The organism is Hamadaea sp. (genome assembly GCF_013362815.1).
Classification (GTDB): domain Bacteria; phylum Actinomycetota; class Actinomycetes; order Mycobacteriales; family Micromonosporaceae; genus Hamadaea.
Genome location: NZ_JABFVK010000029.1, coordinates 13,423 through 34,299 on the forward strand (window position 1 = coordinate 13,423; position 20,877 = coordinate 34,299).

Sequence of the window (20,877 nt, forward strand, 5' to 3'; positions counted from 1 at the left end):
GTCAAATGCGGCCGGTCTCGTGGGCCCACATGGCGACCTCGACGCGGTTTCGGGCGCCGAGCTTTCGCATGAGGCTGGCAAGGTGGGCTTTGACGGTGCTTTGGGTGATGTAGAGCTCGCCGGCGATCTCATTGTTGGTGCGGCCTTGCGCTACGGGCACGAGGACTTCCTCCTCGCGAGCGGTGAGCGGCTCTATCGGCTGCCTCGATGGTGAGGTCTTCCCGTGGGCGAACGCTGCGAGCAGTCGGACGGTCACACTAGGCGCGATCAGTGCGTCTCCATCGGCGGCGGCATGGATGGCCTGGGTCAGCAGCGCGGGTCCGGCGTCCTTGAGCAGGAACCCGCGGGCCCCGGCTTGGAGCGCTCCGTAGACGTTCTCGTCGAGGTCGAAGGTGGTGATGATGACGATCGGCAGCGGGTCGGTGACGTCGGCACCGGCGAGGCGTCTCGTGGCTTCGATGCCGTCCATCAGCGGCATCCGGATGTCGAACAGGCCGACGTCGGGACGCAGCTGGAGCGCCAGGCGGACGGCCTCGCGCCCGTCGGCGGCCGCAGCGACCACTTCGATGTCGGGTTGGGCGTCGAGCAGCATGGTCAGCCCGCTGCGCACGATGGGCTGGTCGTCGGCGATGAGGACCCTGATGCTCATCGCGGTGTCCCAGTTCGGGGCAGGACCGCCTCTACCCGCCAGCCCCGCTCGGCGGCGGGGCCTGCGTGGAAGGTGCCGCCGAGCAGTGCGGCGCGTTCTCGCATACCCACTAAGCCATAGCCAGCCGGGACGCGGCCACCGGCGGCGGAGCCGTCGTCGTCGATGGTCAGCCGTACCTCGTCGGCGTCGCCCGTGACGGAGACGGTGACATGGGTCGCGTGGCGGGCATGTCGTCGAGCGTTGGTGATCGACTCCTGGGCCAGGCGGTAGATCGCGGCTCCGACCGCGGGGCTGAGATCCTCGAGTTCCCCGAAGAGCGTCACCTCGACGCGCGGACGCGTCCGGCCGTCGGTGGCGAGCTGTTCGACCTCGGCCACGCCGGGTTGCGGCGCGAACCCTGTGTCCTGTGTGGAGCGGAGTACGCCGACGATGGCGCGCAGCTCGGTAAGGGTCCGGGTCGCCGCGTCCTCGATGACGGCCAGGGCCTCGATGGCCCGCTCGGGGTGGGAGGCTGCGATGGCACGCCCTGCTTGGGCCTGGATGGCGATGCCCGAGACGTGGTGGGCGACGGTGTCGTGGAGTTCACGTGCGAGCAGCTCGCGTTCGCGGGCCTTGGCTTCGTCGACGTCGCGGACGCGGATCTTCGTGCGATAGCGGATCGCGGCACCGAGCGCGGCGGCGAACAGGAAGAACACGTATCCCGCGACCGTCTCCGCCAGGCTGCTCGATTCGGCGACGCAGGTGATGGCCAGCCAGAGCAGGATGACACCGAGTCCGCTAGCGGCTTCCCGGCCGGAGCCCCACCGGAACAGGGCGTAGGCGATGACCAGGGTGGCCGAGACACTCGAGGGCAGTACGCCTGGCGATCCGGTGAGAATTCGGGCGATGTCGACCACCGTCACCATGCCGAACGCGATCACGACCACCACGAGCGGGTGCGTACGTCGCCAGGGAAGGGGGACGACGACTGCGAGCGCAGCGATGACCAGCAGCGGGAGCGGCGCCATGTCCTTGCGGAGCACCGCTTCCAGAACAGACCAGCCGATCAGGACCGCGACCAGCGCCCAGTCCCGCGTCCTCCGGTCCGGGGGACTCGCAGGTCGCGGTTCGGCCCACAACGAGCGGAGTGCGTTGGTCGCCATCTTGATCAGCCTAGGCAGCCCGCGTGTCCGGCGTATCCGTCGAAAGTCTAAGAAGCGGGCTGTGCCAATGACCAGGTCGGATCAGGCTCCGGGACGGATGTGGCCGCCGTCGGCAGCAGTGAAGGTAGGAGCGTCCACTTGAGCAAGCCGAGGAGCATTGTGATGAGTACGCCTCAATCCCACACCGCACCAGAGAATCCGCCGTCCCGAAGCACGATGGAAGATCTGCGCATGCCCGTGCAGGTCAAGCTCGCTGCAGCGTGGACCAGCTTCATGTTCCTCTACATCTACGTGGACTACCTCGCCCTGTACAAGCCCGGCTTCGTGGACGACCTCCGGGCCGGCACCGTCCACGAGTTCGACCTCGGCCCGATCTTCGTCGCCGCTGCGCTCACGCTCGTGGCCATCCCGATCCTCATGATCCTGCTCTCGGCGACCCTGCCCGCCCGAGTGAACCGCACCATCAACCTCGTCGTGGCAGCGCTCTACATCCCCGTCTCGGTGTTCAACGCCGCCGGCGAGCCGTGGTCCTACTCCTACTTCTACGGCCTCTCCATCGGACTAGAGGTGCTACTTCTGGCCTTCATCCTGCGCTCCGCCTGGAGCTGGCCGCGCCGCATCGCATCACCGACGACCCAGGCAGCCAGCCGCGACGGCGACCCGTTCGGCCCGCCGCAGCAGGCGTGACTATCGGCCATCGGAGATCAACGGAGAAAATGCGGGGTCATGGCACCGCGAATCTTCCGCTGATCATGACCGCCCATGCGGCGGTCAGGCGACGCAGAACTCGTTGCCCTCCGGGTCGGCCATCGTCACCCACGTCGACGGCCCCTGCTGCCCGTCCCACAGCTTCGTCGCCCCACGCGCGATCAGCTTCGCCACGACTTCCGGATGGTTCTCGGCGCCGACGCGTACGTCCAGGTGGAGGCGGTTCTTCACCGTCTTGGCCTCCGGCGCCGTCTGAAACAGCACGCGCGGCGCGTGCTCCAGGCCGTCCGGGTGGCGGATGGCCTGGCCGACGGCCCAGACCAGGCGTCCGTTGTACTCGCGCGTATCGGCTTCGGTGGCGTGGCCCGCGGCGATCATCCTGCGGATGAACGCCTCGTCCGAGGGCTCGACCTCCCAGCCCAGCGTCTCGGCCCACCAGTCCGCTTGCTGGTGCGGGTCCGCGCTGTCGACCACGATTTGGAAGTTGTACGCCATGAGCTCAGCCTCGATTCCGATAGAGGTCGCGCAGCAGAAGGATTTCGGCTGCGTGATGGATTGCTTCCCGATTGATGTGCAGCACCAGGGCGGCCATCGGGAGGGCCGCGTAGGGTCCTTCGGCCGGACCGCACGGCCGGCTCAAGTTTGCCGCGTCTAGGCTGCGTACGCCCTTGATCCACGCCGCGTACGCGTCGTCGAGTTGGCGGAGGGCATCGGCCGCCGTTTCGGCGTACGCGTGCCGGTCGTAGTCGATGGCGGGTCCGCCGAAGTGGGCGGCGGTTCGTGCGCCGAAGACGCCGACGATGAGGTGGGCGGCTCGCCACGCGATCGTCGTGACGGGCGGCGGGCTCGGTTCCGGGTACGCCCAGTCGATGGCGTACCGGCCGGTGCCAGGCTCTCGGCGGATCGTCCAGCAGTCGGCGGCGGGTTCCGAAAAATACTCGTCGTCGGTGAGCCCTTCCAGCCGGGGCCGGACGTGGTTCTGCCAGTGCCAGTCCAGCTGGTCGGTCAGCTCGTTCGTCCAGTCGATGGTCATGGCAGCCACGGTAGAACCAATTGCGGACAGGTTCGGTCCGCGATGTGTGAGACGCTCGTCAAGTGCTGGAAACTTCCGCGCGGCTGCTGCGGCTGCTGACGATTCTGCCCAGCCGTCCGGCCTGGACCGGGACCGAGTTGGCCGAGCGCCTCGACGTCACGGTACGCACGCTGCGCCGGGACATGACGAAGCTGCGTGATCTCGGTTATCCGGTGGTGGCGACGCCGGGAGTCGCGGGCGGCTACCGGTTGACGGCTGGGTCGACGTTGCCCCCGCTGCTCTTGGACGACGACGAAGCGGTCGCGGTCGTGCTGAGTCTGAGTACCGCGACCAGCCACACCGTCACCGGGATCGCCGACACCGCCACTCGGGCGCTCGCGAAGATCGAGCGGATTCTTCCGGCCCGGCTGAGGCAGCGAGCAGCCGCTTTGCGGTCGACCACGGTTGCGTTGACGGGCTCGCCACCGACCGTCGATCCAGGCGATCTGACCGTCATCGCCGAGGCGTGCCAGTCGTCGCATCGGCTCACCTTCGGCTATCGGGACAGGGACGGCTCGGTGACGACGAGAACGGTCGAACCGCATCGGCTCGTGCATACCGGCCGGCGCTGGTATCTGGTCGCGCGTGATGTCGACCGGGACGCCTGGCGCACGTTCCGCGCCGATCGCATCGATCAGCCGCGGAGCACCGGAATCCGCTTCCTTCCCCAAGATCCGCCGGACGCAGCGGCCTACGTCGCCGCTGCGACGACCACGGCGCCCTATCGATATCAGGCCCGCGTACGCATCAACGCCCCAGCCGCAGTGGTCGCCGAACGCTTCCCACCCACCATCGGAGTGGTCGAGGCGCTCGACGCCGACAGTTGTCTGCTCGTGACCGGGGCCGACAATCCCGCGGTCATCGCCATGCACGTGGCCCTGCTCGGGCACGACTTCACGGTGCTGGCGCCACCCGAACTGATCGACGAGGTGGGCTTGCTCGCCCGGCGGTTGAGCGCTGCCCACACAAGATCGAGTGCTACCGTCGCGGGCGATGAGTGATCTTGACGGTCCTGGCCGCTACCAGTACATGTCGTTCAACGCACCGCTCTCGGAGACCCACGCGGACGAGATCGCGGCGCGGCTCGCGTACGCCCGGCCGGCCGACGTCCTCGACATCGGGTGCGGCTGGGGCGAACTGATGTTGCGCGTACTCGACCGGGCCCCGGAGGCGACCGGGCTCGGCGTCGACACCGACGACGACCTGCTCGGCCGGGGACGTGCCGCCGCCGAGCAGCGCGGACTGTCGGAGCGGGCCGTCTTCGCCAACACCGCCGGTGCCGCCGTCGACCAGCAGGCCGACCTGGTGATCTGCGTCGGCGCGAGCCACGCCTTCGGCGGCAACGCGGCGGCGCTCGCCTCGTTGATGCGCCACGTACGCCCCGGCGGCCGGCTCTTCTACGGCGACGGGTTGTGGGATCCGAGTTTCCAGCCGCCCCGGCCGGAACTGGTGTGGGCGGACTTCTTCGAACTGCCCGACATCGCCCGGCTCGTCGACCTGGCGGTCGCTACCGGCTACCTCCCGCTCTACACCGAGACGGCCTCCCCAGCCGAGCTCGACGACTTCGAGTCGCGCTATCTCGCCGACGACGAGGAGTGGCTGCTACGCCGGCCACGGCATCCGCGTGCGCCCGAGGTACGCGCTGCCGCCGAGGATCACCGGCGACGGTGGCTGCACGGGTACCGGGGTGGGTTCGGGTTCGCGTACCTGACGCTTGGGCGGCCAGCGGAATAGCGCCGGATCAGGGTTCTGGGTCGTATTCTGCGCAAGATTCGACCCGGAACCCTGATCCAGCGCCAAAAGGCCAGCGCCAAAGGCCAGCGCCGAAAAGCCAAACCCCGCTAGCGGTTGAAGACCGAGTTGTAGTGCCCGAGAAGCAGATCGCCCCCCTTGTACTGCGCGGTCACCTCGCTGCCGAGCACGCCCATGCCGGGATGCTCGCCCGCGCCGTGCGACGGGCCGAGCGGGATCAGGATGCTGCTCCCGGCCGGCTCGTACACAGTGGACTCCCCCAGTCCGAGGTCGGCCTTGATGTTCGCCACGACCACGGCCGCGTGCGCCATCGCGGCGACCGCCTGCTTCGGCTCGGCGACGTCGGTCATGTCCCCGATGGCGTAAACCCGGTCCTGACCGTGCAGACGCAGGCTCTGCGTCACGCGTACCAGTCCGTTGGGAAGACGCGCGGCCTGGAGCGAATCGGCGAGATAGTCGGCTGCGGGGTTGGTCCCGTAGCACCGCAGCCACAGATCCGCGGACAGCGAGCGGCCGTCGGTCAGCTCGACCGTGAAGGGCGCGAGCGTGCCGGGCGCGACGTCGAACGAGGCAGGCAGCGCCGCGCCGAGCACGAGCGTGACGCCTAGCTCCGCGAGCTGGCGTTCGATCTCGGCCCGCAGTTCGGCGGACCGCTCGGGCAGGATCGACGGCGCCGGATCGACGAGGACGACCTCCTTGCCGGGCCATTCGGCCTTGATCTCGCCCGCCAGTTCGAGCCCGATCGGACCGGCCCCGGCGAGCAGGATGCGGTCGGCCGCCGCGAGCTGAGCCTGCAACTGCGCGTAGGACGCGACCGCTTCAGGAGTATCGAGCTGGCTCGGCTTGCCCGGGAACGGATGCCGTACGCCGGTGGCGAGCACGATGTAGTCGGCGTCGATGGCGCGCCCGGAAGCCAGCCGTACGCTGCCCGGCGAAACCTGCGCAGCGGCGTCCCGTTCGACGCGGCCGTGCACGAGCAGCTTGTCGTAGGGGATGAAGGTCTGGTGCGCGAAGTCGGGGCGGACGACGGCGCGCAGGGCGGCCGCGTTGTGGTGGAAGTCCTGGCGAGGCTCGATCAGGACGACGTCGGCGAACTCGTCGAGGCCTCGGGCCACCTCGATGCCGCCGTATCCACCGCCGACGACAGCAACGGTCTGACGCATGGGAGATCTCCTGGTTCGTAGTACAAACTGTACGTAGTACGAACGAGATTAGTTGGTAATGCGAACCACTCCAATAGTTGGTGATACGAACTACATGCGGATAGACTTGCGCCGTGAGCGGTGATAATGAGGACTTCGCGGGCGCGCTGATCCGGCTGTCGCTGGCCGTGCAGCACGTCTTCACCGACGTCAGCCGCGCGCACGAGCTGACCTCGCAGCAGGCGCTGCTCATGTGCGCCCTGATGGACGAGCCGCTCGGCATGGCCGGGCTCATCGATCACCTGCACATCGAGAAGTCCACGCTGACCGGGTTGGTTGACCGGGTCGAACGGCGCGGTTATGTCCGGCGTACTGCCGACAACTGTGACCGTCGCGTGGTCAAGGTCGAACTCACCCCGTCCGGCCGCGAGGCGGCCACCGGGTTCCACGACGCGCTGACGAAGGTGCTCGCCGACCAGCTCGAAGAGCTGCCTCCGAAGGTGCGGCAGCAGATGCGCTCGGCGATCGGGCCGGTGGCCATGGCCTACTGGCAGGCCGTCGACTGACAGGTTTCGGACGGATCCATCGTCGTCGTCGCGGTGGCTCCTATCCTGACCGCCATGACGGGCCTCCCCCTCCGCCTCGCCGCCGTCCTCACCGCGGCACTGACGCTCACCGCCTGCTCCGGCAAGGACACCCCGTCCAGCCAGGCGCCGTCGGTCACGACCACGGTCGGCCCGTCGGACTCACCGACCGCGGCACCCTCGGCGTCGTCCGCGTCCCCCACGCCAGGCTCGTCGAAGACCGGCGGTTCGAGCTTCACCTTCCCCACCACAGCCAAGGGGTACGCACAAGCGCTGCTGTCGGCGTGGGGAACCAAGAGCAGCAGCCGGCTGGAGCTGCTGGCCAACCAGGCGACGGTGCAACAGATCAAGGACAACGGCTATCCCAACGCCGACTGGACCTACATCGATTGCACCGCGAGCGGTGAGACGAGCGAGTGCGTCTTCCGGAACGCCCACGGCGACGAGGTTCTGATCACGCTGACGAACACCCAGATCGGGCATCCGACCGCGGCGACCCAGGCGCTGTTGGAACGGACGACCTACGCCTCTAGCGCCGAGAGCTACGTCAGCGCATTCATGTATGCCTGGCAGCACAAGAACGTGCAGCGGATGGCGCGGCTGGCGACGTCCTCCGTGGCGGACAAACTGAAGTCGCAGACCGCACTCGACTCGTACAGCGCGCATACGTCCGGCGATCAGGTGATCGTCTCGCCGACACTCGGTGGCACGCAGTACACCTTCACGATCGTGAGCGGGAACCTCGGCAAGGCCCACGCCATCAGCGCCGTCAGCACCGCGTAGCCCTTCGCCTCCGGCGTCGGCCCGCCACTCGCCCATTGGGCGCTGGATCAGGGTTCTAGGTCGAATCTTGGTCCAAGATTCGACCGCGAACCGTGATCCTGCGCCGATCTTGGAGGCGCGGTCAGCGATCCCGCCTCGGCTGGGCTGGTCAGCGGTCGCGGAGCAGGCAGGTCAGGCGGGCGGTGCAGACGCGCTCGCCGGACTCGTCGGTGATGACGATCTCGTAGGTGGCGACGTTGCGGCCGAGCCGCAGGGGCGTCGCCACCCCGGTCACGGTGCCGGCCCGGGTCGCCTTGTGGTGGGTGGCGTTGATGTCCACGCCGACTGCGTACGCCTGACCGACTTCGTGTGCGTGCAGGGTAGCCCCGATCGAGCCCAACGTCTCGGCCAGTACGCACGAAGCCCCGCCGTGCAGCAGCCCGAACGGCTGGGTGTTGCCGTCGACCGGCATGGTCGCCACGATCCGCTGCGGACTGGCCTCGAGCAGTTCGATGCCCATCCGCTCGCCCAGGGTGCCCGCCATGCTCAGGTCTGCCACCCCGGGAGACTACATGGGCGGCGGCAGCTTCTTCTTCGCCATCCCGGGCTCCATCTTGGAGCTGATCGAGGTGGTCAGCGGGCTGTCGCTGAGATCGATGATCTCGGCGGCCACGGCGTCTCGCTTGACGGCGGCGATGCCGTTCTCCGCGCCCGACTTCTGCTTGAACCCCTCGCCGCCGATCGCGAAGATCTGGCCGTTGGCCGACCGCAGCCGCCAGCGGTACTCGCCGCGTACGTCCTTGAAGACCTCGAATTTCGCCATGCTCGCAGACTAGGGACTCGGCGACCAAAGCGGAGTAAATTTCGCAAAACCCGCAGTACGGCTTGCGTACTGAATGAAAATATGCATACAGTCCGGCCGTGAATGTTGCGGACCTCGTGCACGGCGTACGCCTGACGCCGACCCAGCGCCGCATCGCCCGATCGCTGGTCGACCAGGGCGCGCACGCGGCTCACCTGACCGCCTCCGAGGTCGCCGAGCTGGCCCAGGTGAGCCAGCCGTCGGTGACCCGATTCGCGATGGCGCTCGGCTACGACGGATACCCGGCGCTGCGCCGACGGCTGCGCGAGCTGACCGCCGAATCCGCGGATGCGATCGAACCGGCCGCCAACGATCTCCAACTCGCCGTACGCGGAGAGATCGCGAACCTGACTCGGCTGGCCGACCAGCTGCTGGACCCGTCGCCGATCACCCAGGCCGCCCAGATCTTGACTGGCTCACGCCCGCTGCCGGTCCTCGGCCTGCGAGCCGCCGCGCCCATCGCGAGCTACTTCGGCTACTTCGCCGCGAAGATCCACCCCGACGTCCGGCCGCTCACCGAGGGCGGCAGTATGCTCGCCGACCGCCTGGAGCAGGCCCGGGAAGCCGGGGCGAGCGCCCTGCTCGCGGTGGTGCTGCCGCGCTATCCCCGCGAATCGGTCGAGGCCCTGCGGTTCGCCCGGGAACTCGGGCTCACCACGGTCGTGATCACCGACTCGAAACTGAGCCCGGTCGGCGAGGTCGCCGACCTCACGTTGCCCGCCGCAGTCGGCTCGGATCTGGTGTTCGACCTGCATACCGCCCCGATGGTGTTGACGATGGTGGTATTGCAGGCGATGACCGACGCCGACCCGGGGCAGACCCAGCGAAGGCTGGAGGACTTCGAGACCACCGCCGCCCGGCGGGGCGTCTTCGTGGATTGATCATTGCGCCGCGGAGTCGATCAGGGCGCTGCGGATACGACACACCGGTCGATCACGACCACAAGTTCATGATCGCGCAGAAAGCAGCGAGGGAGACGGAGGAACGCAGTGACGACGCCGATTGTCAGGGCGGCGCGGGGTGCGCAGCGGACGGCGCTGGGCTGGGGCCAGGAGGCCGCCAAGCGCATGCTGATGAACAACCTCGACCCCGAGGTCGCGGAGAACCCGGCCGACCTGGTCGTCTACGGCGGCACCGGCAAGGCCGCCCGGGACTGGTCGAGCTTCCACGCCCTCGTGCGTACGCTCGACACGCTCAAGGACGACGAGACGATGCTCGTCCAGTCGGGCCGTCCAGTCGGCGTCTTCCGTACGCACGAATGGGCCCCCCGCGTCCTGCTGGCGAACTCCAACCTCGTCGGCGACTGGGCGACCTGGCCCGAGTTCCGCCGCCTGGAGAAGCTCGGCTTGACGATGTACGGCCAGATGACGGCCGGTTCCTGGATCTACATCGGTACGCAGGGCATCCTCCAGGGCACCTACGAGACGTTCGCAGCCGTGGCCGAAAAGCGGTTCAACGGGACCCTCAGCGGCACGTTGACGCTGACCGCGGGCTGCGGCGGCATGGGTGGCGCACAGCCCCTCGCCGTCACCATGAACGGCGGCGTATGCCTCATCGTGGACGTCGACCGGCATCGCCTCCAGCGAAGGGTCGAGACGAGGTACCTGGACGAGATCGCCGACGACCTCGACGACGCGATCGAGCGGGCGACGAAGGCGAAGCGGGAGAAGCGGGCGCTGTCCGTCGGCGTCGTCGGCAACGCCGCCACCGTCTTCCCCGAGCTGCTGCGCCGCGGAGTCGAGATCGACATCGTCACCGACCAGACCAGCGCGCACGACCCGTTGGCGTACCTGCCAGAGGACATCGACCTCGCGGACGGGCCGGATTACGCGGCGAAGAAGCCTGAGGAGTTCACCGATCGGGCACGCCGGAGCATGGCCAAGCACGTCGAGGCGATGGTCGGCTTCTCCGACGCCGGGGCCGAGGTTTTCGACTACGGCAACTCCATCCGGGGTGAGGCGCAGCTCGGCGGGTTCTCCAACGCCTTCGCCTTCCCGGGGTTCGTGCCCGCGTACATCCGGCCGCTGTTCTGCGAGGGCAAGGGCCCGTTCCGCTGGGCGGCGCTGTCCGGCGACCCGGCCGACATCGCGGCGACCGACAAGGCCGTGCTGGATCTGTTCCCCGAGAACGAATCGCTGCGCCGCTGGATCACCATGGCCGGCGAGCGGGTGGCGTTCCAGGGTCTGCCGGCGCGCATCTGCTGGCTCGGGTACGGCGAGCGCGACCAGGCCGGCGTCCGGTTCAACGAGATGGTCGCCGACGGCACCCTCAAGGCTCCGATCGTGATCGGCCGGGACCACCTCGACTGCGGCAGCGTCGCCTCGCCGTACCGGGAGACCGAGTCCATGCTGGACGGCTCGGACGCGATCGCCGACTGGCCGCTGCTGAACGCGCTGGTCAACACGGCCAGCGGCGCCTCATGGGTGAGCATCCACCACGGCGGCGGCGTCGGCATCGGCCGCTCGATCCACGCCGGGCAGGTCTGCGTCGCCGACGGGACGGCGTTGGCCGGGCAGAAGATCGAGCGCGTCCTGACCAACGACCCCGGCATGGGCGTCATTCGGCACGTCGACGCCGGGTACGACCTGGCCGAGACGGTCGCCGAGGAAAAGCACGTACGCGTGCCGATGCGGGAGCAGTGATGGGTTTCCGGGAGCTCTGGGACGAGATCGCGCCGATCGGGCGTGACCCTGAGTCCTTGGGCTACCTGCGATACGCCTTCACGCAGCCGGAGAAGCACCTGCGCGAATGGTTCAAAGACCAAGCAGCGCAACGAGATCTGGTCCTGGAAGACGACGGCAACGGCAACTTGTTCGCCTGGTGGGGAGCCGGAGACAACGCGGTCCTGACCGGCAGTCACTTCGACTCGGTGCCGCACGGCGGGGCGTACGACGGGCCGCTGGGGGTGGTCAGCGCGCTGCTCGCGGTCGACGAACTCCGGTCACGCGGCGTCCGTCCACAAAGGCCGATCGTCGTCGGGGTCTTCGCCGAGGAGGAGGGCTCCCGGTTCGGGCTCGCCTGCCTGGGTTCCCGGCTGCTCACCGGGGCGGTCGACGCCGAGGCCGCGGCTGCCCTCCGGGACCGCGACGGCGTGACGCTGGCCGAGGCCATGGGCACGACGCCCAAGGGTCATCGGCCCGACCTGCTCGCGCGCTTCGGCTGCTTCGTCGAACTGCACGTCGAGCAGGGCCGCGCGCTGGCCGAGACCCCGCACGCGGTCGGCGTCGCGAGCGCCATCTGGCCGCACGGCCGCTGGCGGCTGGACTTCTCCGGCGAGGCCAACCACGCCGGCACCACGCTGATGACCGACCGGCACGATCCGATGCTGACGTTCGCGTACACGGTGCTCGCGGCGAACAAGGAGGCCCGGCTGCGCGGCTGTCACGCAACCATCGGCCGGGTCGCCGTGGAACCCAACGCCACCAACGCGATCCCGGCCCGCGTCAGCGCCTGGCTCGATGCTCGGGCGGCCACGACGTCCGATGTGGAGGAGCTGGTCGCGGCGGTTTCCAGCCGCGCATCCGAACGAGCAGTCCGCGATGGTACGCGAGTGAGCCTGACCGCCGAGTCGGTCAGTGGCGAGACGCAGTTCGACGTGGCGGTACGCGACCGGATCGCGGCCCTCCTCGGCGGAGTTCCCGTGTTGCCGACCGGCGCCGGGCACGACGCCGGGGTGCTGAGTGCGTACCTGCCGACGGCGATGCTCTTCGTACGCAACCCGACCGGCGTCTCCCACTCCCCCGCCGAATACGCCTCCGACGCCGACTGCGAGGCGGGCGTACGCGCGCTCGCCGACGTGCTGGAGGAGTTGTCTTGCTGAGCCATTACCTCTGCGAGTACGCCTGGCTGCCGGACGGGATCCAGAGCGACGTGCTGATCGCGATCGAGGACGGCACGATCGTGCGAGCCGAACCCGTCGGGTGGGTCGAGGATCATGTTCCGAAGCTGACCGGTCTGACCATACCCGGCCTGGCCAACGCCCACTCACATGCCTTTCATCGGGCGCTGCGAGGGCGTACCCACATGGGCAAAGGCAGTTTCTGGACGTGGCGTGAGCAGATGTATCAGGTCGCGGACCGGCTGGACCCGGACAGCTACCACCGGCTGGCCCGCGCCGTGTACGCGGAGATGGCGCTCGCGGGCGTGACCTGCGTGGGCGAGTTCCACTACCTGCACCACGCGCCCGGCGGGAAGCCGTACGCGAACCCGAACGCGATGGGTGAGGCGCTCGTCGCCGCAGCGGCCGACGCGGGCATTCGGATCACGTTGCTCGACACCGTGTACTTGCAGGCCACTGTGGACGGTCAGCCGCTGGCGGGCCCGCAGCTGCGCTTCGGCGACGGTTCGATGGACGGCTGGTGGAACCGGTTCGACGAGCTGACCGCTCAACCGCACGCGATGATCGGCGCGGCGTTGCACTCGGTACGCGCCGTGCCGGCCGACGTGATGACCGATTTCGCCGAGCTGACGGGCGGACTGCCGACCCACGCGCACGTGGCCGAGCAGGTGGACGAGGTCGCCGCGTGCCGGGCCGCCCACGGGTGTACGCCGACCGAGCTCCTGGACCGCCACGGCGTCCTGCAGGAGACCTTCACGTCGGTGCACGCGACCCACCTGACCAAGGGCGACATCGACCTGATGGCCGACACCTACGCCTGTTTCTGCCCGACGACCGAGCGGGACCTCGGCGACGGCATCGGCCCGGCCCGCGCGCTCGCCGACGGCGCGGTACGCCTCACGCTCGGCAGCGATTCGCACGCGGTGATCGACCTCCTGGAAGAGGCGCGCGCGCTCGAACTGCACGAACGCCTCTCCGCCCAGGCGCGCGGCCATTTCAGCCAGGAGGAGCTGCTGACCGCGGCGACTGCGACCGGGCATGCCTCGCTGGGCTGGCCGTCGGCCGGACGGCTGGCCGTCGGGGCGCGGGCGGATCTCGTCACCGTGAGCCTGGGCACTGTGCGTACGGCTGGGATCGATCCGGCCGGTGTGCTCATGGCGGCGGGTGCGGCCGACATCACCCACGTCGTCGTCGACGGCCGGGTGGTCGTCGCCGACGGCCGCCACGTGTCCGTCGACGTGGCCCGGGAACTGCAGGAGGCCGTGTGCGCTCTCTTCTGATCACCAACATCGGCGAGCTGACCACGCACTCCGACTCCGTTTTGACGGACGCGGCGATGATCGTGACCGACCGGGTCGAATGGGTCGGCTCAGCGAGCAGCCCGCACGCCGCCGACGAGGTCTTCGACGCACAGGGCGCGGCGGTGCTGCCCGGCTTCGTGGACAGCCACGCGCACCTGGTCTTCGCCGGGGATCGGGCGGCCGAGTTCGCTGCGCGGATGGCCGGCGAGCCATATACCGGCGGCGGCATTCGCACCACGATGGCGGCCACGCGAGCCGCCTCCGACGCCGTCCTACGGTCTAATGTGGAGCGCCTGGTCGACGAGATGCGGCGGCAGGGCACCACGACGGTCGAGATCAAGAGCGGTTACGGGCTCAGCGTTCTTGACGAATCGCGATCGTTGCGGGTGGCGTCCGAGTTCACCACCGAGACGACCTTCCTGGGCGCGCACGTGGTGCCGCCGGACGTGCCGCGCGACTCCTATGTGGAGCTTGTGGCCGGAGAGATGCTGCGCGCCTGCGCACCCCACGCGAAGTGGGTCGACGTGTTCTGCGAGCGCGGAGCATTCGACGTGGACGAGGCCCGGACGGTGCTCGCCGCCGGGATGGCCGAAGGACTTCTACCTCGCATCCACGCCAACCAGCTCACCGAGGGCGGCGGCGTACGCCTGGCCGTCGAACTGGACGCGGCCAGCGCGGATCATTGCACTCACCTGTCCGACTCCGACGTCGACGCGCTGGCCTCCTCGCAGACGGTCGCGACACTGCTGCCGGGGGCGGAGTTCAGCACGCGCTCGCCCTACCCGGACGCTCGGCGGCTGCTCGACGCCGGGGCCACGGTGTCCCTGGCGACCGACTGCAACCCGGGTTCTTCGTACACCTCGTCCATGCCGTTCTGCATCGCGCTGGCCGTCCGCGACATGCGGATGACGCCCGCCGAGGCGATCTGGGCGGCGACAGCGGGCGGAGCCCGAGCGCTGCGCCGATCGGACGTCGGCCATCTCGGCATCGGTGCGTACGCCGACCTCATGGTGCTCGACGCGCCGAGTTCCGTGCATCTGGCCTACCGGCCGGGTGTCCCCCTCGTAAGGAAAGTACTGCACAAAGGAGTGTGGGTTCGATGATCGTCACTATCGAACCGGACGGCGTCAGCGCCGCCGGCGTCCTGGCCGTCGCCCGGGGCAGCGCCCAGGTCGTGATCAGCCCGGCCGCCGTCGAGGCGATGACGGCCAGCCGGTCCATCGTGGACGGCATCGAACGGGACGGCCGCCCGGTGTACGGAGTCTCGACCGGCTTCGGCGCGCTGGCCAACACCTTCATCGCCCCCGAACGCCGGGCCGAGCTGCAGCATGCGCTCATCCGGTCGCACGCGGCCGGCATCGGCGCGCCCATGCCTCGTGAGGTCGTCCGCGCGATGATGCTGCTCCGGGTGCGGTCGCTCGCGCTCGGGCGGTCGGGCGTACGCCCCTTGGTGGCCGACGCTCTGATGAACCTGCTCAACCACGACATCACGCCATGGGTGCCCGAGCACGGATCGCTGGGTGCCTCGGGCGACCTCGCCCCGCTGGCGCACTGCGCGTTGGTGCTGCTCGGCGAGGGCTGGGTGCTCGGCAAGGACGGTACGCGCATCGCCGGAGCCGACGCGTTGCACACCGCCGGACTGGCCCCGATCGAGCTGTCCTCCAAGGAGGGCCTGGCCCTCATCAACGGCACCGACGGCATGCTCGGCATGCTGCTGATGGCCTGCGAGGACCTCGGTCACCTGCTCACCATGGCCGACGTGACGGCCGCCTTGTCCATCGAGGCGATGCTCGGCACCGACCGGCCGTTCCATCCCTCGATCCACGAGATCCGCCCGCATCCGGGGCAGGGCATCAGCGCCGCCAACATCTACCGCCTGCTCCAGCAGTCGGCGATCATGGACTCGCACCGCGACGACTTGGTGCACGCGGTGCAGGACGCGTACTCGATGCGCTGTGCGCCGCAGGTCGCCGGGGCCGCCCGCGACACTCTGGAGTTCGCGCGTACGGTCGCCGCCCGGGAACTGGTCAGCGTGGCCGACAACCCCGTCGTACTGCCCGACGGGCGAGTCGAGTCGACCGGCAACTTCCACGGCGCGCCACTCGGCTTCGCCGCCGACTATCTCGCCATCGCGGCCAGCGAAGTCGGATCGATCTCCGAACGACGGGTGGACCGGCTGCTCGACGTCACCCGCTCCCGCGAACTGCCCGCGTTCCTCACCCCCGACCCCGGCGTCAACTCGGGGCTGATGATCGCGCAGTACACCGCGGCCGGCATCGTCGCCGAGAACCGCCGCCTCGCCGCCCCCGCCTCGGTCGACTCCATCCCCACCAGCGGTATGCAGGAAGACCACGTCTCGATGGGATGGTCGGCCACGAAGAAGCTGCGTACCGTGCTCGACAACCTCACCTCGTTGCTCGCCGTCGAGCTGCTGTCGGCCTGCCGCGGCCTCCAGCTTCGCGATCCGCTCACCCCGTCACCGGCGGGCCGGGCCGCGTTGGCGGCGGTCACCGCGTTCGCCGGTACGCCAGGCCCGGACGTGTTCCTCGCTCCAGTGCTGGACGCCGCTCGGGCGACGATCTCCGGCCGCGCACTGCTCGAGACCATCGAGGCCGAGGTCGGCCCGCTCGCCTGACCCCCGCCCTGACCCTGTTGATCATGAACCCAAGGTCCGCTTCGACGGCGTGTCGAACCCCCAAAGTCCATGATCAACGGGGAGGCTCACCGACGTGGAGTACATAGTTCGGGCATATCGGGCCCTGATGGCGATCGCGATCATCGCCGCGATCGTGGCCCAGCTGAGCCGCAGCAACGCCAACGGGATCCTCGACACCGGCAACTTCTTCAGCTACTTCACGATCCAGAGCAACCTCATCGGCGCAGCGGTCCTCGGCGTCGGGGCGATCCGGCCCCGGCTGGACAGTCCTCGCTGGGACTCGATCCGAGGCGCGGCGACGACCTACCTCTTCACCACCGGCGTGGTCTTCGCACTACTGCTGTCCAACCTCGCCGCGCAGGTCGGCACGACCATGCCGTGGGTCAACTCGGTCCTGCACCAGATCTCGCCGGTCGTCATCTTCCTCGACTGGCTGATCCGGCCACCCCGCAACCAGGTCACGCTGCCGAGCGCCTGGCTGTGGCTGATCTACCCGATGCTGTGGCTCGTGTACGCGCTCATCAGGGGCGGCATCGTGGACTGGTATCCGTACCCGTTCGTCGATCCCCGTCCGGACGGCTGGGCGCACGTGATCAAGTCCTGCTTCGCCATCGCCATCGGCATCATCGGCTTCATGCTCATCGTGATGTGGGCGGGCAACTCGATGCGCCGCTGGTACGCCCGCCACTCCCCCGGCAGCGCTGGATCAGGGATCTAGGTCGAATCTTGGGCCAAGATTCGACCTAGATCCCTGATCCAGCGGAAACGAAGCGTTGTGCGTACCCGTCAGGGCTGGAGCTGCTTGGCGATCACCGCGGCCAGCGCGCGGAAAGCCTGGCCCCGGTGGCTGATCGCGTCTTTCTCCTCGGCCGTGAGCTCGGCGGTCGAGCGCGTGTGGCCCTCGGCCTGGAAGATCGGGTCGTAGCCGAAGCCGCCGAGACCGCGCGGCGCGCGCAGCAGACGGCCGCGCATCTGGCCGCTGACCAGGTGTTCCCGGTTGCCGTCACCGCCCGGCAGGACGAGCGCGGCGGCGCAGACGAAGGCCGCACCACGCTTGTCGTCGGCGACGTCGTGGGTCTGGTCGAGGACCAGTTCCAGGTTGGCGACGTCCTTGCCGTGCGGGTAGTCGTTGCCGAACCGCCCCGACCAGCGGGCGCTGAACACGCCCGGCATGCCGTTGAGCGCGTCGACGGCCAGGCCGGAGTCGTCGGCGACGGTGGGCAGACCGGTGTACTTGACCCCTTCACGCGCCTTGAGCAGCGCGTTTTCGGCGAACGTCAAGCCGGTCTCCGGCGCCTCCGGATACTCGGGGACGTCGTCGAGACCGATCAGCTCGACGCCGACCAGGGACGGCGACGTCGCGAGGATGCGGCGCAGTTCGTCGAGCTTCTTGACGTTGCGGGTCGCGAGCAGCAGCCTCATCGACGGACGTCCCCTCCGAACTTCGCCAGCAGGCTGGCCGGCGACAACGACGGCAGGCCCAGCACTTCGCGCTGCAGGTCGGCCAGCTGCGAACAGCCGGCCACGCCGAGGTCGAGCAGCTGGTTGAGTTGCTTGCGGTCGAAGACGCCGTCCTCACCGGTGCCCTGCACCTCGACGAAGTCGCCGGTGCCAGTGCAGACGATGTTCATGTCGACCTCGGCGCTGACGTCCTCGTCGTAACACAGGTCCAGCCGCGGCTCGCCCTTGACGACGCCGACGCTGACCGCCGCCACCGAACGGTGCAACGTGGACTCGACCGTCTGCTTCTTCGCCAAGGCATTCTTCTTGGCCAGCCAGGTCACCGCGTCGTACAGGGCGACGTAGGAGCCCGTGATCGCGGCGGTACGCGTACCGCCGTCGGCCTGGAGGACGTCGCAGTCGATGACGATGGAGTTCTCGCCCAGCGCCTTCAGCTCGATGCAGGCCCGCAGACTCCGGCCGATCAGCCGGGAGATCTCGTGCGTACGCCCGCCGATCTTGCCCTTGACGCTCTCGCGGTCGGACCGGGTCGTCGTCGCCCGGGGCAACATGGCGTATTCGCTGGTCACCCAGCCCAGGCCGGAGCCTTTCCGCCAACGCGGGACGCCTTCGGTCACGCTCGCCGTGCACAACACCCGGGTGTTGCCGAACTCGACGAGAACCGAGCCCTCCGGGTGCATGCTCCAGCCACGGGTCAACTTCACCGGACGGAGCTCGTCGGCCGCGCGTCCATCGGGTCGGGTCATGCCCGTAACCCTACAGTTCACCCATTTGCCGCCTGCCGCGGGCTTGTCGTGCGATCAGCGTGGTCCGGCGGGGATCAGACGTCGAATCGCGCCCCGGGACGGGCGATCTCGACCGGTCCCTGGAATGCGGCGACGGCCGCCTCGAACGTCTCCGCCTCGCTGCCCCAGGCGGTCACCAGATGCGTGAGCAGGAGCCGGCGTACGCCCGCCTTGGTGGCGACTTCACCGGCGTCCCGGCCGGTCAGGTGAATGCCGGGCGGATTGTCGGCGCCGTCGAGGTAGCTCGCCTCGCACAGGAACAGATCGGCGCCCTGGGCCAACCGCAGCAACGCGTCACAGGGCGCGGTGTCCCCGGAGTACGCCAACACCCGGCCGTCGTGCTCCAGGCGTACGCCGTAGGTCTCGATGGGGTGGTTGACGCGGTCCACGGTGACCGTGAACGGGCCGATCGGGAAGCTGCCCGACTGCAGGCTGTAGAAGGTGTAGACGTCGTCGAGCGGGCCCTCGTCGGCGCTGTACGCCGCGGCCAGCCGCTCGGGCGCGCCCGCGGGTGCGTACACCGGCAGCGGCGGGTAGGGGCCGTCGGGAGCGTAGCGGCGGACCACTACGTACAGCGCGGCATCCATCATGTGATCGCAATGGAGGTGGCTCAGGACGATCGCGTCCACCGAGTTCAGCCCGGCGTACCGCTGGAGCGAGGAGAGCGAGCCGGAGCCGAAGTCGACGAGCAGCCGGAATCCGTCGGCCTCCACGAGGTACGCCGAGCACGGCGACTCGGGGCCGGGAAAGCTGCCCGCACAGCCCAACACGGTCAGTCTCATCGTTCCGCTCCCGCGTGAGTGGAATCCGGAAGGGCCGCCGGGAAGTCGCCGAGGAAGCGCCGCGCGAGCCGCTGAAAGGGTTCGTCGTCGCCGGTGACCCGCAGCTCGTGGCGCGGAGGCGGGGCGTCGTCGGGACGCAGCATGTCGTTTTCGACCAGCACGCGATAGACGTCTTTGGCCGTCTCCTCGGCGCTGGACACCAGGGTCACCTGCTCGCCCATCACGAGGCTCAGCATGCCGGACAGGAGCGGATAGTGGGTGCAGCCCAGAACGAGGGTGTCGACGCCGGCCTGCTGCAACGGTTCGAGGTATGCGCTGGCCAGCCCGAGCAGGGCCCGGCCCGAGGTGATCCCGCGCTCGACGAAGTCGACGAACTGCGGGCAGGCGGCCGCGGTGACGGTGACGTGCGGTGCGGCGGCGAAGGCGTCCTGATAGGCCCGGCTGGTGATGGTCGCGGTGGTCCCGATGACGCCGACCCGGCCGTTGCGAGTCGCTGCCACCGCCCGGCGGACGGCCGGGCGGATCACCTCCACCACGGGGATGTCGTAGCGTTCCCGGACATCGGCCAGGCACGCCGACACTGCCGAGTTGCAGGCGATCACGAGCATCTTGACGTCCGCGGCGACCAGATCATCCAGGCATTCGAGGACATAACGGCGGATATCGGCCAGCGGCTTCGGACCATAGGGCACGTGCGCCGTGTCCCCCAGATAGAGCAGGCGCTCGTGTGGCAACTGGTCCAGGATCGCTCGGGCTACCGTCAGGCCACCGACTCCCGAGTCGAAGATCCCGATCGGTGTGTCCGTCACGGCTCGGAGCCTACGCCGCGCGCGCCAGCCTTAAGTAAGGTCTGCTCCAACATGTCGCCAAGGTGACACCGTGACCAGGCACAACTCGCGCATGGCGCGTTACGCATCACACCCGGCGCCGTTGTGCCAGTCGTGGAGACGCGCATCGACACCCTTACCGAAAACCCGGCCCCCGAACTCACCCGGGCACGTGTGGGCTCGCTGCCCGTGCTGCCCGTCGCGGCTTCGGTCGCAACCCAAGGGGTACGCCGAAACCCGATGCGCGCCTTGCGGCTACCGGAACAAGACGATCCGGCCCCCGGGAGCACGCGCATGCTCGGCATGAGTGCCTGGGCGGCCCTGCTGGTCCTCGTCGGCGCAGTCGTCGCCGTCCGCGTCTTCCTGGCGATCGTCTTCGAGCCCGGACCGGACTGGCTGATGCCCACGGTGATGTCGGTCGGCATTGCCGGGACGGTATGCGGCGGGCTCGCTTTCGCCACCGTGCATCACCGGTGGCTGCCGTGGGAGCTGCTCGGGACGGCGTCGCTGCTGCTCGGCGGCAACCTGCTGCTGGTGATCACCCAGCTCTGATC

General features: G+C 69.0%; 24 protein-coding genes. 13 read left to right on the forward strand and 11 right to left on the reverse strand.

Translation table 11 applies throughout. The features are described 5' to 3' along the window. Position 1: 1 nt before the first annotated feature. Together HOV77_RS15875 and HOV77_RS15880 are read right to left on the reverse strand one after the other, a co-directional pair. Positions 2-649 carry a response regulator transcription factor gene (locus HOV77_RS15875; RefSeq protein ID WP_290862947.1) on the reverse strand — a complete coding sequence of 216 codons (648 nt, stop codon included), beginning with the start codon at positions 647-649 and terminating at the stop codon, positions 2-4. Next, a complete protein-coding gene (locus HOV77_RS15880) occupies positions 646-1,791 on the reverse strand; it encodes a sensor histidine kinase (protein ID WP_290862949.1) in 1,146 nt (381 codons plus the stop codon). Before HOV77_RS15880 ends, HOV77_RS15875 begins: the two co-directional genes overlap by 4 nt. A gap of 231 nt (positions 1,792-2,022) precedes the next feature. Here HOV77_RS15880 and HOV77_RS15885 point away from each other — a divergent pair, with 231 nt between their 5' ends. Next, positions 2,023-2,478: a DUF6326 family protein gene (locus tag HOV77_RS15885; protein ID WP_290862951.1), complete on the forward strand. Its 456-nt coding sequence runs from the start codon at positions 2,023-2,025 to the stop codon at positions 2,476-2,478. A gap of 84 nt (positions 2,479-2,562) precedes the next feature. Here HOV77_RS15885 and HOV77_RS15890 read toward each other — a convergent pair whose 3' ends face one another. Further along, positions 2,563-2,994: a VOC family protein gene (locus tag HOV77_RS15890; protein ID WP_290862953.1), complete on the reverse strand. Its 432-nt coding sequence runs from the start codon at positions 2,992-2,994 to the stop codon at positions 2,563-2,565. Positions 2,995-2,998: 4 nt separating this feature from the next. Then, a complete protein-coding gene (locus tag HOV77_RS15895) occupies positions 2,999-3,532 on the reverse strand; it encodes a DinB family protein (RefSeq protein WP_290862955.1) in 534 nt (177 codons plus the stop codon). A gap of 62 nt (positions 3,533-3,594) precedes the next feature. On the opposite strand from HOV77_RS15895, the gene HOV77_RS15900 reads away from it, so the two are divergent. Beyond that, positions 3,595-4,572, forward strand: coding sequence for a YafY family protein (locus HOV77_RS15900; RefSeq protein WP_290862957.1), 978 nt, complete (start codon positions 3,595-3,597; stop codon positions 4,570-4,572). Further along, entirely contained in the window at positions 4,565-5,305 is a 741-nt protein-coding gene (locus HOV77_RS15905) for a class I SAM-dependent methyltransferase (RefSeq protein ID WP_290862959.1), read from the forward strand. The genes HOV77_RS15900 and HOV77_RS15905 overlap by 8 nt, the downstream gene beginning before the upstream one ends. Positions 5,306-5,412: 107 nt before the next feature. On the opposite strand, the gene HOV77_RS15910 is transcribed toward HOV77_RS15905, so the two are convergent. Continuing rightward, a complete protein-coding gene (locus HOV77_RS15910; protein WP_290862961.1) occupies positions 5,413-6,486 on the reverse strand; it encodes an FAD-dependent oxidoreductase in 1,074 nt (357 codons plus the stop codon). A 113-nt stretch (positions 6,487-6,599) separates the two neighbouring features. Here HOV77_RS15910 and HOV77_RS15915 point away from each other — a divergent pair, with 113 nt between their 5' ends. Continuing rightward, complete coding sequence (locus HOV77_RS15915; RefSeq protein WP_290862963.1) at positions 6,600-7,031, forward strand: MarR family transcriptional regulator; 432 nt, start codon at positions 6,600-6,602, stop codon at positions 7,029-7,031. A gap of 54 nt (positions 7,032-7,085) precedes the next feature. Beyond that, positions 7,086-7,832, forward strand: coding sequence for a hypothetical protein (locus HOV77_RS15920; RefSeq protein WP_290862965.1), 747 nt, complete (start codon positions 7,086-7,088; stop codon positions 7,830-7,832). Between the two features lie 148 nt (positions 7,833-7,980). On the opposite strand, the gene HOV77_RS15925 is transcribed toward HOV77_RS15920, so the two are convergent. Then, the gene (locus HOV77_RS15925) at positions 7,981-8,355 is read right to left on the reverse strand and encodes a hotdog fold thioesterase (RefSeq protein ID WP_290863012.1); all 375 of its coding nucleotides are present in this window, start codon (positions 8,353-8,355) and stop codon (positions 7,981-7,983) included. 24 nt (positions 8,356-8,379) lie between these two features. Then, positions 8,380-8,634, reverse strand: coding sequence for a DUF1508 domain-containing protein (locus HOV77_RS15930; protein WP_290862967.1), 255 nt, complete (start codon positions 8,632-8,634; stop codon positions 8,380-8,382). 98 nt (positions 8,635-8,732) lie between these two features. Between HOV77_RS15930 and HOV77_RS15935 the strand changes: the two genes are divergently transcribed. The 7 genes from HOV77_RS15935 to HOV77_RS15965 all read left to right on the forward strand — a co-directional run bounded on the left by HOV77_RS15935 (position 8,733) and on the right by HOV77_RS15965 (position 17,186). Next, positions 8,733-9,554 (forward strand): MurR/RpiR family transcriptional regulator, encoded by an 822-nt coding sequence (locus tag HOV77_RS15935; protein ID WP_290862969.1) that lies wholly within the window; start codon positions 8,733-8,735, stop codon positions 9,552-9,554. A 108-nt stretch (positions 9,555-9,662) separates the two neighbouring features. After that, a complete protein-coding gene (gene hutU, locus HOV77_RS15940) occupies positions 9,663-11,315 on the forward strand; it encodes a urocanate hydratase (protein ID WP_290862971.1) in 1,653 nt (550 codons plus the stop codon). Next, a complete protein-coding gene (locus tag HOV77_RS15945) occupies positions 11,315-12,493 on the forward strand; it encodes an allantoate amidohydrolase (RefSeq protein ID WP_290862973.1) in 1,179 nt (392 codons plus the stop codon). The genes hutU and HOV77_RS15945 overlap by 1 nt, the downstream gene beginning before the upstream one ends. Further along, positions 12,490-13,791, forward strand: coding sequence for a formimidoylglutamate deiminase (locus tag HOV77_RS15950; RefSeq protein WP_290863014.1), 1,302 nt, complete (start codon positions 12,490-12,492; stop codon positions 13,789-13,791). Before HOV77_RS15945 ends, HOV77_RS15950 begins: the two co-directional genes overlap by 4 nt. Beyond that, the gene (hutI, locus tag HOV77_RS15955) at positions 13,776-14,915 is read left to right on the forward strand and encodes an imidazolonepropionase (protein WP_290862975.1); all 1,140 of its coding nucleotides are present in this window, start codon (positions 13,776-13,778) and stop codon (positions 14,913-14,915) included. The genes HOV77_RS15950 and hutI overlap by 16 nt, the downstream gene beginning before the upstream one ends. Continuing rightward, positions 14,912-16,447: a histidine ammonia-lyase gene (hutH, locus tag HOV77_RS15960; protein ID WP_290862977.1), complete on the forward strand. Its 1,536-nt coding sequence runs from the start codon at positions 14,912-14,914 to the stop codon at positions 16,445-16,447. The genes hutI and hutH overlap by 4 nt, the downstream gene beginning before the upstream one ends. Before the next feature lie 94 nt (positions 16,448-16,541). Further along, complete coding sequence (locus HOV77_RS15965; protein WP_290862978.1) at positions 16,542-17,186, forward strand: Pr6Pr family membrane protein; 645 nt, start codon at positions 16,542-16,544, stop codon at positions 17,184-17,186. Positions 17,187-17,254: 68 nt separating this feature from the next. Here the strand turns inward: HOV77_RS15965 and rdgB are convergent, their stop codons facing one another. From rdgB to murI, 4 genes are all read right to left on the reverse strand, one after another. Next, on the reverse strand, positions 17,255-17,890 hold the full coding sequence (gene rdgB / locus HOV77_RS15970; protein WP_290862980.1) for an RdgB/HAM1 family non-canonical purine NTP pyrophosphatase: 636 nt from the start codon (positions 17,888-17,890) through the stop codon (positions 17,255-17,257). After that, positions 17,887-18,675, reverse strand: a complete 789-nt coding sequence (gene rph / locus HOV77_RS15975) for a ribonuclease PH (protein ID WP_290862982.1) — start codon at positions 18,673-18,675, stop codon at positions 17,887-17,889. Before rph ends, rdgB begins: the two co-directional genes overlap by 4 nt. A gap of 74 nt (positions 18,676-18,749) precedes the next feature. After that, positions 18,750-19,496: an MBL fold metallo-hydrolase gene (locus HOV77_RS15980; RefSeq protein ID WP_290862984.1), complete on the reverse strand. Its 747-nt coding sequence runs from the start codon at positions 19,494-19,496 to the stop codon at positions 18,750-18,752. After that, positions 19,493-20,305 carry a glutamate racemase gene (gene murI / locus HOV77_RS15985; RefSeq protein WP_290862986.1) on the reverse strand — a complete coding sequence of 271 codons (813 nt, stop codon included), beginning with the start codon at positions 20,303-20,305 and terminating at the stop codon, positions 19,493-19,495. The genes HOV77_RS15980 and murI overlap by 4 nt, the downstream gene beginning before the upstream one ends. 132 nt (positions 20,306-20,437) lie before the next feature. On the opposite strand from murI, the gene HOV77_RS15990 reads away from it, so the two are divergent. Then, positions 20,438-20,875 (forward strand): hypothetical protein, encoded by a 438-nt coding sequence (locus HOV77_RS15990; protein ID WP_290862988.1) that lies wholly within the window; start codon positions 20,438-20,440, stop codon positions 20,873-20,875. The last annotated feature ends 2 nt before the right edge of the window (positions 20,876-20,877 follow it).